The following is a 12,855-nucleotide window of genomic DNA, read 5'->3' on the forward strand; positions in this document are numbered from 1 at the left end:
CAAGCCATGGGCCAAAGAAAACGTTTCATTAAATTTAAACACAAAACACATCAGTTAGCGCTTCGCTTAGGCAATAATCCTAAGCAAGCTTTTGCTCGGTTATTACAGGGCATACTAGTGTTTTTATTCGGCGCCTTAATACTCATTATTTCCGATAGAGTGCTGGTTAACTCATTGCAACAAGAGCTGATTGCGCTTCTGGGTGTTATCATAGCGGGCATTGGGGTCATAATGGCTCTCGTAGGCTATCTATCAATGAGTTTACTTCGCCTTTACCACATGATTAATAACAAGGATTAACAAGCACAATGCAACCTGATATTGAAATTTACCTACTCTCTTGTAGCAATGATAAAATCATTGAATGGTTGCAAGCCAGCTTTAACATCATTGAGCAAAAAGAGATAAGCACTCACTTGATTAGCCTAAAGGTAAGCCATCAAGAGGGCGAATTTGAGATACAAATTCTCGAGCAAGCCGCTGGAAAGCGCTTTACCTCTGTTTGGTTAAACACAGACCAAACCCCTTGGCAGAGTGATGTAGAGTGTGCAAAAGCAGCCTATGCCGCACTTAACTGTGAAGTAAGATGCAACATGGCTAGTTGGAGCGAAACAGAAGAACAAGATCCAGATCAATGGTGGCACATCAATCAATACGAAGAAGGCCCATTTATTTGGCGTTAATTTAATAAAGCGAGAGCATAACTCCGCTTTTAACAGACGACTATACAAAGAGTCGAGTACAGATATAGAGAGATACAAACATGCAAATTACCCTGCTTAAAGGCAAACTTCACATGGCTTGCGTAACTCAAGCTGAACTCTGGTATGACGGTTCCTGCGCAATTGACAGCGACTTAGTCAAATTGGCTGGACTACGTGAGTTTGAAAAAATTGATATTTATAACGTAAGTAACGGTGAGCGTTTTCACACTTATGTCATTTTGGCCGAAGCTGGGTCGGGTACTATTTCCATGAACGGAGCAGCCGCTCGACGCGTACAGGTAGGTGATAGAATCATCATAGCCGCTTATGCTGATATGGATGAGAAAGAAGCAGATAACTTTGAACCAAAACTGGTTTATCTCAATGAAGATAACAGTGTTGAGCGCAGCGCAAACACAATACCAGTACAAGTTGCTTAACAAAGAAACCTGTACTCAAAAACGTCAAGCGAGTGATCGCTTGGCGTTTTTTATTGCTAACTTTCTAATGCTGAACTTTTACCGCTGAGCTTTTTACCGCTTAGCCAATAGGAGAAGAGTCTTGCTTTCTCACTTCGAACCCGACTTTGCTCGCTTTATTCAAGCCGAAATGCAAACCGATCTCGCCCATGACTATCAACATGTTTTAAGAGTGGTTAATAATGCCACTAAGCTATGCCAACAAGAAGACGCAATTGACGCCGTTGTTTTACCTGCTGCTTGGCTACATGACTGTTTATCGCTTCCCAAAGATCATCCACAGCGCGCGCAAGCATCACAACTTGCTGCCGATAAAGCCATTGCCTTTTTAACTAGCATTAAATACCCAGCAGAGCATTATCAAGCCATACATCATGCCATTTGTTGTCACAGCTTTAGCGCCAATATCCCCCCCACCACATTGGAAGCAAAAATCGTTCAAGATGCCGATAGACTGGATGCTTTAGGCGCAATCGGGATCGCCAGGTGTTTACAAGTAAGCAGCCAACTAAAACGCCCTCTTTACGCACCAGAAGATCCTTTTTGCACAAACCGAGAAGCAGACGACAAAAGCTACACACTTGACCACTTTTATCAAAAATTACTAAAGATTAAAGACTCAATGCATTGCGATTCCGCCAAAAAAGAGGCAAACAAACGCAGTCAATATATGCTTACCTTTCTCGCTCAACTAGATGCAGAAATCGCTCAATAATAAATTTCAGACATAAAAAAACCAACTCAAATGAGTTGGTTTTTTTTGACCAGGAGAAAACCTTATAACACAGCAAGCGCCGCATCATAATTTGGTTCATCTGCTGTTTCAGCAACTTGCTCAGTATGAATCACATCGCCTTGTTCATTGATAACAACAAGCGCACGAGATGTCAGAGCGACCAAAGGCCCTGTTTTAAAGTCAACACCATAATCTTCGCCAAAGCTTGAGCGGAAGCTAGATCCAGTATCAACATTATCAATACCTTCAGCCCCACAAAAACGTGCTGCCGCAAAAGGCAAATCTGCAGAAACACAAAGCACAGTAACATCTTTTAAAGATGCCGCCGCTTCATTAAATTTTCGTACAGAGGTTGCACAAGTCGGTGTATCAATCGATGGGAAAATATTTAACACCAATTTTTGACCTTGGTAATCAGCCAAACTGGTCACAGATAAATCTGTTTTTACTAATTCAAAATCGGGTGCTTTAGCACCGACAGCCGGTAGCTGACCCACTGTTTCAAAAGCATTACCTTTAAGTGTCACGGTAGTCATAAATCTATCCTTAAATCTCAATTAGCCATTACGTAAAATGGATACGTTTTCAGCCTGCTTACCTTTCTCGCCTTCAGTCACATAAAAACGAACTTGCTGACCTTCTATTAAGAAACGACGACCACGACCACGAATAGCACGGTAATGAACAAATACATCTTCACCGTTATCACGAGTTAAAAAACCAAAACCTTTAGAAGAGTTAAACCATTTTACAGTTCCTTCTTCACGGTCATCATCCTCGTCCTCATCCTCGTCAGAAGAGGCACCTTTTGACACCTTTGTTTCGCCACCCAATACAGCACCTAGGTAAGATGCAACAAATACAAAGGCAAAATAAACAAGGAAGTTATTACCTAACTCTTCCTTTAAAACAGCAGCCATAAGTAATGGCATAACCAAAGCAATAATGATACTTGCAATAAAAGCACGTAATGAAAAGATTGAAGCGCCAGCAGTAGCACTGCTTGATACTTCATTATCCTGATTATTATTCATAAAATTTCTCTTTTAACAGTGATATGAAAAAGCCACTTTATCCAACATTAATAAGGCTGGCATCAATGGGAAAATAAAAAATACAACTTGCGATACAAAGCACCCATGATTGCCATTTAGATTCCAAGCATAACCCCCTATAATAGCGGGATCGGCTTTTGCTAAAGAAATGGAAATGCTGTCTCTTAAACAAACTCTCGTTTAGGGTCAGCACGGCAAACTCAAGAGCTCAACCTCATAAGATTAACATACAGATGGTACGAATGAACACTACAGAAATCAACGAGCGCATCAATGACTTAGAATTCAAAGTACTGTATCAGGAAGATACAATAGAAAGCTTAAATCAGGTAATTTCTCAGCAACAAAAAGATTTGCTTTTAATTCAAGAAAAAATGCAATTATTAAGCAAAATTGTTGAGTCATACCGAAGTCAGCAAGGCATTAACTCAGAAAATGAAGTGCCTCCTCACTACTAAAACAACTTAATCTTGAGGATCATCCAAAGACTTCAGCACATACACATCAAAGCGTCCTGATTTTCCATCTAACTGATAGGTTGGATTTTGCTGATTAAGATAAGGAGCGCCCTTTGGCCTTTTTACAACAACACGGTATTTGGCATTTGCTAACGCAATAGGCAATAAAGCATCGGCATCCACATCATGACCAATTAAATCACGAAAAAACGCCATTTCTTTTTTAGCCGCGGCTGATTTTTCTGTATGGGGATACATAGGATCAAGGTAAATTACGTCTGCCGCTTCACCCTCATAATCAGCTAGCGTATTCGTCGCTAGCGTCATACGCATCATAATATCATCCACTTCTTCATGATAACGAGCAGCCGTTAAACCAGACTCAAGCAAGGCTCTGACAAAGGGAACTCGCTCAAATAAAGTAACCTTGCAACCTAAAGTTGCTAATACAAACGCATCTCGCCCTAAACCAGCCGTCGCATCAAACACACGTATTGAAGCGCGTTTATTAAGCCCTACCGCTTTTGCTATATCCTGCCCTTTACCACCACCAAATTTGCGCCTATGAGCCACCGCCCCAGTGGTAAAATCAACTTTAACTGGCGCAGGAGCTCCCTTACCCGTTTTCGCTATCGCAAGATGATCAGACACCATCAAAAGATAATCAAACTGAGTCACAAATTTCAGAGGTGATTTTAAGGCAAAGAAAGAGAGATTGAGGCGCGCAGCTAACTTTTTTGCCTCTTCATTATAAAAAGGCTCGAGAGCACACACGGCAAGGGAATGGGTCATATCAACTTACTAATAGATCAAAGATTAAGCGAAGGTATCAACGCCAATTAAATAATTTTTAGGATTATCAGCCGCAAGGGATTGAGTCGCCTGATAACTGGCAATCGCTTCTTGTACGGCCTTATCTAGACCTTCAACTTTACTAAAACGAGCACCTTGTGCCTGTTGGGCTTGTTCAAAACTGGCAATAGGACTTGCAGGTAAGGAAAACTCTGGTGCACTTTTAGTATCAGCCACCACAGGCAAAGACGGCTTGATCCTCGATTGCCCTGATTCTGAAACAACAGGAAAACGCGTATTAATTTGCATAAAATCTGTTACCTCACCTCAATCAAATAGCATTAGCCTGCATAAACAAGAGCAAGTAGTACTCCACCCAATATTAGACGATATATTAAGAAAGGCGTAAAACCAATATTGTTCAGCCATTTTAGGAAGAAATAAATGCAAAAATAAGCACTTAGGGCAGATAAAGTCACACCAGAGACAATCGCCCCCCACTCAACACTCACATCACTTGTTAATAATTGAAGGAATTTATAAGCACCAGCAAGGCTAATAAGCGGAATAGAAAGCAGAAAAGAAAAGCGTGCAGAGGCTTCACGATTAAAACCAAACGCCCTTGCGGCCGTCATAGTTATACCTGAGCGGGATGTCCCTGGAATCAAAGCAATTGCCTGAGCAACACCTATCATCAAACTTGTGCGCCAAGTCAATTGGTACTCATCTTTGCTAACACCACCAAACTTATCAGCTAGCCATAACAGCACACCAAAACCGATCGTAGTGTAAGCAATTACCTCTATTGACCTGAGATACTCTTCAATAAAGTCATTAAAAATAAGACCCGCTAATCCGGCAGGAATAGTACCAATAATCAAATACCAACCTAACTTACTTTGTGCAGTCGACCCTTTACCAGCAAGTGAGGCAAACCAATCACCAACCACTTGCACGATATCTTTATAAAAATAGGTCACAACAGCAATCAAGGTACCCACATGAACAGCCACATCAAAAGCCAGACCTTGATCAGACCAATTGAGCACCTGTGCAGGTAGAATAAGGTGGGCAGAGCTAGAAATAGGCAGAAACTCCGTTAACCCTTGAATCAGGGCTAGGAAGAGTATTTGATACCAAAACATTAAACTATCGTTTCCCTACTTTAAGCGGCTGCTTTTCCCAAGATATTTCATCTCTTAGATAAGTCGGTACAGCCTCATGAGCTGCAACTGTTTCACCTGAAAGCCAAGCAAACTCTGCTAACTGTGCAATGCAAGACGCCTTAGGCGCCGCATCCAACATGAGATGCTTAGGTGCACAAGGTAGACTAGACTCAAGTTCATTCTGATAGCACCAACCCGACCCAATGCCTTGATAGACTTGCTCCAGGTTAGCCAACTCATTTGGCTTAACGACGGTTTCCGCTAGGGTCGTGCTTATCACTAGCTGCTTATCTTGGGTGGTAATATGATAGCCGCCAAGATAAACCTCACCCATGCGTGCATCCAACGCAGCCAACCAAGAAGCCTCACCGGTTTGGTTAAAACCATCAAGCGCCAAAGCGGCCAATGTTGATACCGGAATAACAGGAAGATCAGCACCGTAGGCTAGCCCTTGCACTATACCTGCTGCAATACGCAAGCCAGTAAAAGAGCCAGGTCCACGGCCAAATGCAATGGCATCAAGATCAGATAAATTGAGCTCCGCTTGGGTGAGCATTTGCTCAACCATAGGCAGAATTAACTCATTATGTTTACGTGGTGCAAGACGAAAATCTTCCATCATCACACCATCAACCAGCAATGCTACTGAGCATGCTGGTGTAGATGTATCTAAGGCTAAAATGGCACTCATGAAATATTACGCTTTTAGTGCTGCCAATAGAGTTTGCTTGATCTCGTTCAGATCGCCCACACCATTAACTTTTACGTATTCTGGTGCATTATCAGCGCCGGTAGCAGCCCAATCGTTATAATAGCCAACGAGAGGAGCGGTTTGATCATGGTAAACACCCAAACGATTACGCACCGTCTCTTCGGTATCATCAGGACGCTGAACTAGATCTTCACCTGTTTCATCGTCTTTACCTTCCACTTTAGGTGGATTATAAACCGTATGGTAAATACGACCAGATTCAGGATGAACACGACGACCACTTAAACGTTGAATAATTTCTTCATCAGCAACATCAATCTCAACCACGTAATCAATATTAATCTCGGCATCTTTTAATGCATCAGCTTGAGGAAGTGTGCGAGGGAAGCCATCAAATAAAGCACCGTTTTCACAATCAGCTTCTTTTAAACGCTCTTTAACAAGACCTATGATGATGTCATCAGAAACGAGCTCACCCGCATCAATAACCGCTTTTGCTTTAAGGCCTAAATCTGTCCCTTCTTTAATCGCTGCACGCAACATATCGCCTGTTGAGATTTGCGGAATAGAAAAAGCTTCAGTAATAAATTGCGCTTGCGTACCCTTACCTGCGCCTGGCGCACCTAATAGAATCACTCGCATAACAATCTCCTATATAAATAAATAACTTTAAAAAAACGAAAATAGTTCGACGTGAAGCGGTCTTACAGGCAGAGAAAAATCTGGCTCAAGAATTTACCTTGCCACTTTTTGAGTCATAAAAAATAAAACGGCCGCCAAGGATACCCAAGCAAGCATTCAATATGCAAATTAACTGACGATATAATTGTTATCAGGATCCGAATTGATCGCTTTTAAACAAATTATTGGCATATTTCACTGCTTTTAAGGCTTAAAAAGTGAAAAGCCCGTTCATGACTTTTCACTTTCCAACTTGACGCCCTACAGTTTAACCCGTGTTTTGCATCCCACTTGCAATACCAGCCATGGTTATCATAAGCGCTTTACTGACTTTTTTGTTATCAGACGTTTGTCTACTACGGTAAAGTAATTCCGCCTGCAAATAGTGTAACGGATCAATATAGGGATTTCGGACATCAATTGACTGACGTATGGTTTGATTATCTGCAATCAAACGCTCTTGTTCTTTCAGTTCAATGATAAGGGAACTTACCTTTTGTAGTTTGTTACGTAGCAACCTACCTAACGGTTTAAGCTCTTCTGGCACTAAACGTTTTTCATAATACTCAGCAATTTCAGGTTCGGCTTTCGCCAATACCATATCGAGCATATCCAAATAAGCAGAGAAGAAAGGCCATTCTTCACGCATTTGTCTTAGTTTTTCAAGGTGACCTGAATCTACAGCTTGTTGCAATGCACTTTCAGCACCCAACCAAGCAGGCAACATCAAGCGAATCTGCATCCAAGCGAATATCCAAGGAATGGCACGCAAGCTTTCAACACCCCCATCACTTTTACGACGAGCAGGACGAGAACCTAAAGGCAACTCAGCTAACTCTTGCTCTGGCGTAATAGCCCTAAAATAAGGCACAAAGTCTTGATGGCCGCGCACAATACTACGGTATTGATTCATGCCAATTTCAGCCATTTCGTCCATTACTGCACGCCACTCTTCTTTTGGCGCTTGCGCTGGCATTAGAGTCGCTTCAAGCACAGCGGAGCAATAAAGCTCTAAAGAGCGTACCGCAATATCAGGAATACCAAATTTAAAGCGAATCATCTCACCTTGCTCAGTGACCCGAATAGAGCCGTTTACCGAACCCGGTGGTTGCGACAGGATAGCCACATGAGCAGGGCCGCCACCACGACCGACTGTACCACCACGACCATGAAACAAGGTTAAGCGCACACCATGCTTTTTACATAAATCGGTTAACGCTTCTTGAGCTCGATATTGGCCCCAAGTTGCCGCTATTTGACCAGCATCTTTAGCGGAATCAGAATAACCTATCATCACCTCTTGTTGCCCATCAATATAGGCTTTATACCAAGGCATTGAGAATAACTGCTCTATGGTAGGCTGCGCATTATCAAGGTCTGCTAAGGTTTCAAATAGCGGAACGATCCGCATTTTATGATCCACACCACTTTCTTGTAATAGCAGAGCAACAGCTAAAACATCAGAAGGCGCGCTGGCCATAGAAATCACATAAGAGCCAAATGAACTGGCATCACCATCTGCAATCATGGCAAAGGTGTCTAATACCTCTTTGACCTCATCTGTGGTTTTCCAATCACGGGGCAACAAGGGGCGTTTTGAATTTAATTCAGTGAGAAGAAATGCCTGCCTTGAAGCTTCATCCCATTCAGCATAATCACCCACCCCATAAAAGCGAGTGATTGCCGATAGCGCATCAATATGACGTGACGCATCCTGTCTTACATCTAACTTAACTAAACTCAGGCCAAAGGTTGCTGCACAGCGAATTAAGTCGAGCAAACGGCCATTCGCGATAACCTTCATGCCACAATCAATCAAAGACTGATGGCATAAAACCAAATCATCATGAAGCTGCTGACTGTCTAAAAGAATCCCTTCTCGGCTAACCGATTCACCTTTAATACTCGCTTGAGCCCAATGACGCGTAGCTATCAAGCGGTTTTCAAGATTTCGTAAAATTTCACGGTAAGGCTGGGTACTTTCGCCCACTCTATCCCGTAGCGCTTGGTTGCACTCAGACATGGAGAACTCAGACCTAAGTACATTCAAATCTTTAATATACAGATCTGCCGCCATCCAACGCGCTAACAAACTTACTTCTCGCGTCACCTTAGCGGTTACATTAGGGTTACCGTCTCTATCGCCGCCCATCCAGGTCGCAAATTTTACGGGAGCAAGCTCCATGGGCAATAAAGAATCATTAAGGTGTTTACTAAATTGCTGTTCTAATTGTCGGTAAAAGCGTGGAATAGCTTGCCACAGTGATTGTTCAATAACCGCAAAGCCCCATTTAGCTTCATCAACTGGCGTAGGTCTTTGGTCACGAATTTCATCCGTATGCCAAGCTTGCGTAATAATTTCACTTAAACGACGAACATGAATATCTTCTTCTAAAGGTAAAATATTATCTTTATCAAGCGCTTCAAGTTCTGAGGAAATATTGTCGTATTTTTGGATTAAAGAACGACGAACCACTTCTGTTGGATGGGCAGTCAGCACGAGTTCGATCGATTGTTCTTTTAAGGTTGAGAGTATGGATTCACGACTGTGGCCTTTGTCATGCAAGCGGGCTAATAAATCTCCCACTGGATTTTGATACACCCCCAAGCTTTCATTGGTTCGACGTCTGTGCACCCTATGATATTGCTCAGCAATATTAGATAAGTTGAGAAATTGGTTAAAAGCACGAGCAACAGGCACAATTTCATCGTCATTGAGCGCTTCTAGCGCCTCAATCAAGGGGCCTGAATCACCAGCCTGTCGGCCTTCTTTTGACAATCTACGAATGTCTTCAACTTGATTTAACAAGTCTTCTCCTAAATGATTGATCATGGTTTCCCCTAAACAATCACCTAATAATCTTACATTCTCTCGCAACGAAGCCTGTCGATCACTCACCTAATAACCTCCCATCAATCTATGCTGTACTGAGCTTAAATACCATCAGCATCAGATTTTCAACAACTTTCCAAATGATAAGTAGCTTACATATCTACCTATCAATTTTGACTTTTATAAGCCTTCTGATTTAGCTTGATCCCAAAACTTATCAAGCGTTTCTAGGTCACAATCGTCTAATTTTTTTCCCTGCTCTTGCAGTAGACTTTCGATTCTAGCAAATCGCCGACAAAATTTCTGGTTTGTTAAGCTAACCGCTTGTTCTGGGTCTTGTTTAACATGACGAGCAAGGTTAGCCATAACAAATAATAAGTCGCCCAACTCTTCTTGGATATGACTATTATCTTGTTCTGTGATGGCGTCTTCTAATTCATCCAGCTCTTCACGAATTTTAGCAAACACAGGTTTAACACTGGGCCAGTCAAACCCAACTTTAGCGGCTTTTTTTTGCAGTTTTACTGCTCTTTGCATAGGAGGCATCTTTGCGTGAACAGAGTCAAGCAAACCCGTTTTCACATCTTGCCTTTTTAACGCCTTCTCTTGCTGCTTAATGATTTGCCATTGGGCGGCTATTTCATCATCGCTTAATTGGCTTTGAGTACCAAAACTAGAAAGGCTTCCATCGGGAAAAACATGAGGGTGGCGACGTAACATTTTCGCGGTAATTTCTGAAACCACATCATCAAAATTGAATTCACCTTGCTCACTGGCAATTTGTGCATGAAACACAACTTGAAACAGCAGGTCTCCCAACTCTTCTTTTAAGTGGTCTGAATCTTTAGATTCAATAGCATCAACAACTTCATAAGTTTCTTCTGTTAAATAGGGCAAAAGACTTTCATGACTTTGCTTTAAATCCCAAGGACAACCCTTGTCTGGTGCCCTGAGATTCGCCATTAATTTAAGTAAGTCCGATAAACTATGACTCACTTCTCACGCTCACGGTAAACATTGAGCACATTTGGTAGCTGATTAATACGATGTAGCAACTTACTTAGCACATCCAACTCACCCACTTCGATAGTAAAGCGGATTAAAGCAGTATTACTTTCTTTAGTCGAAATGGTATTCATGGATAAAAGATTAACCTTTTCATTAGCAAGCAGGTTCGTAATATCTCTTAATAGACCCGTTCTATCATAGGCCTCGATCTGGATATTAACCGGGTACAAGTTACCCGACTCTTCACCCCAGCTTACTTCAACCACACGTTCTGGCTCATCAACTTGCAGTTGCACCATATTAATACAGTCTTGACGATGCACAGAAACACCTCGCCCTTGGGTGATGAAACCTAATATTTCATCACCTGGGATAGGGGTACAGCATTTAGCCATATTGGTCAGTAGCTTACCCACACCACGAATATGCACATCACTTTGGTCAGCATCATGCTGACTTTTACGTAAACGAGGTGGATGCTCTTTATCACCATCTAATCCATAAACATCTTCTATACGGCGTAAAATTCGAGCGATTTGAATATCACCCGCACCAATACCCACATAAAATTCTTCTCGACTGCCGTATTTACATTTTTCAGCAATCAAATCTAAATCAATATTGGCTTCTTCTATGCCAAGACGCTTAAAGTTCTGTTCTATTATCTGACGGCCCGCTTGGATATTTTTATCTTTATCCTGCTTTTTAAACCAGTTCTGAATATTGGCACGTGCTCGGTTTGTTTTCACATAACCTAAACTATTATGCAGCCAATCTCGACTTGGCCCACCTTCTTTGGTGGTAAGTATTTCGACCTTATCACCGGTTTTAAGTGGTGTTACAAGGGAGATAATACGGCCATTCACCTTAGCCCCACGACAACGATGACCTATCTCAGTATGCACCCGATAAGCAAAGTCCACTGCCGTAGAGTCTGTAGGCAGATCAACCACATGGCCATCAGGGGTAAAGAGATAAATCCTATCCTGTTCGATATCACTTCTTACCTGCTCGGATAAGGACTCCAAATCGCCTTGCACTTCATGAAAATCCAAGATGGTTCTTAGCCAAGACAGTTTTTCTTCATACGAACTACTGTTCGAACTTAAATCTGTGCCTTTATATTTCCAATGGGCACAGACCCCAAGCTCTGCATCTTCATGCATTTTATGGGTACGAATCTGAATCTCAACAGCACGTCCATTGGGACCCACCACCGCTGTATGCAAAGATTGATAGCCATTAGATTTGGGATTACTAATATAATCATCAAACTCATGGGGAATAGGCTTCCACAAGGTATGTACTGTGCCTAAAACACCATAACAATCCATGGTTTTATCAACCAAGATACGTACAGCGCGCACATCATAAACCTCATCAAAGCCAATATTTTTACGCTTCATTTTGCGCCAAATACTATAGATATGCTTGGCACGCCCCATTAAATCCGCATGAATATTAATTTTTTGCAGTTCAATATCTAAGGTAGAGATAACCTCGTCGATGTACTCTTGACGGGCAATTCGCTTTTCATCCAGCCACTTAGCAACCCGTTTGTATTCAACAGGATAAAGATAGCGAAAAGATAAATCCTCTAACTCCCACTTGATATAACCTATCCCTAATCGGTGAGCCAAAGGGGCATAAACACTTTGCACTTCAAGTGCAACCGCCTCTCTTCTGGCACCATCTTGGTGTTTTGCTTCTTTGATAGCACAGGCGCGCTCAGCCAGTTTTACCAAGACAACACGCACATCATCTATGATAGAAACCAGCATTTTACGTAATGATTCCAGCTGATTTTCGCTGTTACCTAAAACTTCGGCTTTAGTGTCCGCTGAGAGGTTTTTAGATACCTCCCCCATGCGAATCACACCCTCAATAATCGAAGCCACCTTACGGCCAAACATATCCGCTACTTTTTCAATGGCAAGCTGATCTTCGCGCACAACACGATATAAGGCTGCAGCTAATAAAGAATCTTGATCCGCTCGAAACCCGGAGAGTATCTCCACCATTTCAAGTCCGGCTTTAAAGGTACTGGCTTGAGGCCCCCAAAAGGAGTCCTTACCCATTGCAACTTCCGCTTGACGAGCCAACTCACAAGCCATCCGAAGAGGCACTCGAGCAGATACATCAATATTGTCGCCTAATTGCGCCATCCATAAATTAATATCAACAGAACCGTCTGCTTGAATTGGATGATCCTTACGCACTGTAACCATGTT

General features: G+C 42.2%; 15 protein-coding genes. 5 read left to right on the top strand and 10 right to left on the bottom strand.

The genetic code is table 11. The features are described from left to right. The first annotated feature begins 6 nt into the window (after positions 1–6). From MED121_RS04770 to MED121_RS04785, 4 genes are all read left to right on the top strand, one after another. A complete protein-coding gene (locus tag MED121_RS04770) occupies positions 7–300 on the top strand; it encodes a hypothetical protein (protein WP_009832483.1) in 294 nt (97 codons plus the stop codon). Between the two features lie 8 nt (positions 301–308). Beyond that, complete coding sequence (locus tag MED121_RS04775) at positions 309–683, top strand: hypothetical protein (RefSeq protein WP_009832484.1); 375 nt, start codon at positions 309–311, stop codon at positions 681–683. Positions 684–763: 80 nt separating this feature from the next. Continuing rightward, entirely contained in the window at positions 764–1,144 is a 381-nt protein-coding gene (gene panD / locus MED121_RS04780; RefSeq protein ID WP_009832485.1) for an aspartate 1-decarboxylase, read from the top strand. A gap of 121 nt (positions 1,145–1,265) precedes the next feature. After that, positions 1,266–1,898 (top strand): HD domain-containing protein, encoded by a 633-nt coding sequence (locus MED121_RS04785; RefSeq protein ID WP_009832486.1) that lies wholly within the window; start codon positions 1,266–1,268, stop codon positions 1,896–1,898. A 62-nt stretch (positions 1,899–1,960) separates the two neighbouring features. Here the strand turns inward: MED121_RS04785 and tpx are convergent, their stop codons facing one another. After that, positions 1,961–2,455 carry a thiol peroxidase gene (gene tpx, locus MED121_RS04790; protein ID WP_009832487.1) on the bottom strand — a complete coding sequence of 165 codons (495 nt, stop codon included), beginning with the start codon at positions 2,453–2,455 and terminating at the stop codon, positions 1,961–1,963. A 21-nt stretch (positions 2,456–2,476) separates the two neighbouring features. Further along, the gene (locus tag MED121_RS24715) at positions 2,477–2,953 is read right to left on the bottom strand and encodes a cold shock domain-containing protein (protein ID WP_009832488.1); all 477 of its coding nucleotides are present in this window, start codon (positions 2,951–2,953) and stop codon (positions 2,477–2,479) included. A gap of 263 nt (positions 2,954–3,216) precedes the next feature. Between MED121_RS24715 and MED121_RS04800 the strand changes: the two genes are divergently transcribed. Continuing rightward, complete coding sequence (locus tag MED121_RS04800; protein ID WP_009832489.1) at positions 3,217–3,432, top strand: SlyX family protein; 216 nt, start codon at positions 3,217–3,219, stop codon at positions 3,430–3,432. Positions 3,433–3,438: 6 nt separating this feature from the next. On the opposite strand, the gene MED121_RS04805 is transcribed toward MED121_RS04800, so the two are convergent. The 8 genes from MED121_RS04805 to relA form a co-directional block, all read right to left on the bottom strand. Beyond that, positions 3,439–4,224, bottom strand: coding sequence for a class I SAM-dependent methyltransferase (locus MED121_RS04805; RefSeq protein WP_009832490.1), 786 nt, complete (start codon positions 4,222–4,224; stop codon positions 3,439–3,441). A gap of 24 nt (positions 4,225–4,248) precedes the next feature. Continuing rightward, a complete protein-coding gene (locus tag MED121_RS04810) occupies positions 4,249–4,533 on the bottom strand; it encodes a hypothetical protein (protein WP_009832491.1) in 285 nt (94 codons plus the stop codon). Positions 4,534–4,565: 32 nt separating this feature from the next. Continuing rightward, entirely contained in the window at positions 4,566–5,369 is an 804-nt protein-coding gene (locus MED121_RS04815; RefSeq protein WP_009832492.1) for an undecaprenyl-diphosphate phosphatase, read from the bottom strand. A 4-nt stretch (positions 5,370–5,373) separates the two neighbouring features. Then, positions 5,374–6,081 (bottom strand): tRNA (adenosine(37)-N6)-threonylcarbamoyltransferase complex dimerization subunit type 1 TsaB, encoded by a 708-nt coding sequence (gene tsaB, locus MED121_RS04820; protein ID WP_009832493.1) that lies wholly within the window; start codon positions 6,079–6,081, stop codon positions 5,374–5,376. A gap of 6 nt (positions 6,082–6,087) precedes the next feature. Next, positions 6,088–6,744, bottom strand: coding sequence for an adenylate kinase (gene adk, locus MED121_RS04825; RefSeq protein WP_009832494.1), 657 nt, complete (start codon positions 6,742–6,744; stop codon positions 6,088–6,090). Between the two features lie 307 nt (positions 6,745–7,051). Continuing rightward, positions 7,052–9,682: a phosphoenolpyruvate carboxylase gene (gene ppc, locus MED121_RS04830; protein ID WP_036178738.1), complete on the bottom strand. Its 2,631-nt coding sequence runs from the start codon at positions 9,680–9,682 to the stop codon at positions 7,052–7,054. Positions 9,683–9,796: 114 nt separating this feature from the next. Further along, positions 9,797–10,612: a nucleoside triphosphate pyrophosphohydrolase gene (mazG, locus tag MED121_RS04835; RefSeq protein WP_083789361.1), complete on the bottom strand. Its 816-nt coding sequence runs from the start codon at positions 10,610–10,612 to the stop codon at positions 9,797–9,799. Continuing rightward, positions 10,609–12,852 carry a GTP diphosphokinase gene (gene relA / locus MED121_RS04840; RefSeq protein ID WP_009832497.1) on the bottom strand — a complete coding sequence of 748 codons (2,244 nt, stop codon included), beginning with the start codon at positions 12,850–12,852 and terminating at the stop codon, positions 10,609–10,611. The genes mazG and relA overlap by 4 nt, the downstream gene beginning before the upstream one ends. Between the last annotated feature and the right edge of the window lie 3 nt (positions 12,853–12,855).

The sequence above is a fragment of the Marinomonas sp. MED121 genome, from assembly GCF_000153025.1.
In the GTDB taxonomy this organism is placed as follows: Bacteria; Pseudomonadota; Gammaproteobacteria; order Pseudomonadales; family Marinomonadaceae; genus Marinomonas.

Coding starts and splice junctions, on each gene's coding strand:
- MED121_RS04800 (WP_009832489.1), top strand. CDS start 3,217: ATGAACACTACAGAAATCAACGAGCGCATCAATGACTTAGAATTCAAA.
- tsaB (WP_009832493.1), bottom strand. CDS start 6,081: ATGAGTGCCATTTTAGCCTTAGATACATCTACACCAGCATGCTCAGTA.
- MED121_RS04775 (WP_009832484.1), top strand. CDS start 309: ATGCAACCTGATATTGAAATTTACCTACTCTCTTGTAGCAATGATAAA.
- panD (WP_009832485.1), top strand. CDS start 764: ATGCAAATTACCCTGCTTAAAGGCAAACTTCACATGGCTTGCGTAACT.
- MED121_RS04810 (WP_009832491.1), bottom strand. CDS start 4,533: ATGCAAATTAATACGCGTTTTCCTGTTGTTTCAGAATCAGGGCAATCG.
- relA (WP_009832497.1), bottom strand. CDS start 12,852: ATGGTTACAGTGCGTAAGGATCATCCAATTCAAGCAGACGGTTCTGTT.
- MED121_RS24715 (WP_009832488.1), bottom strand. CDS start 2,953: ATGAATAATAATCAGGATAATGAAGTATCAAGCAGTGCTACTGCTGGC.
- MED121_RS04770 (WP_009832483.1), top strand. CDS start 7: ATGGGCCAAAGAAAACGTTTCATTAAATTTAAACACAAAACACATCAG.
- tpx (WP_009832487.1), bottom strand. CDS start 2,455: ATGACTACCGTGACACTTAAAGGTAATGCTTTTGAAACAGTGGGTCAG.
- MED121_RS04815 (WP_009832492.1), bottom strand. CDS start 5,369: ATGTTTTGGTATCAAATACTCTTCCTAGCCCTGATTCAAGGGTTAACG.
- adk (WP_009832494.1), bottom strand. CDS start 6,744: ATGCGAGTGATTCTATTAGGTGCGCCAGGCGCAGGTAAGGGTACGCAA.
- MED121_RS04805 (WP_009832490.1), bottom strand. CDS start 4,224: ATGACCCATTCCCTTGCCGTGTGTGCTCTCGAGCCTTTTTATAATGAA.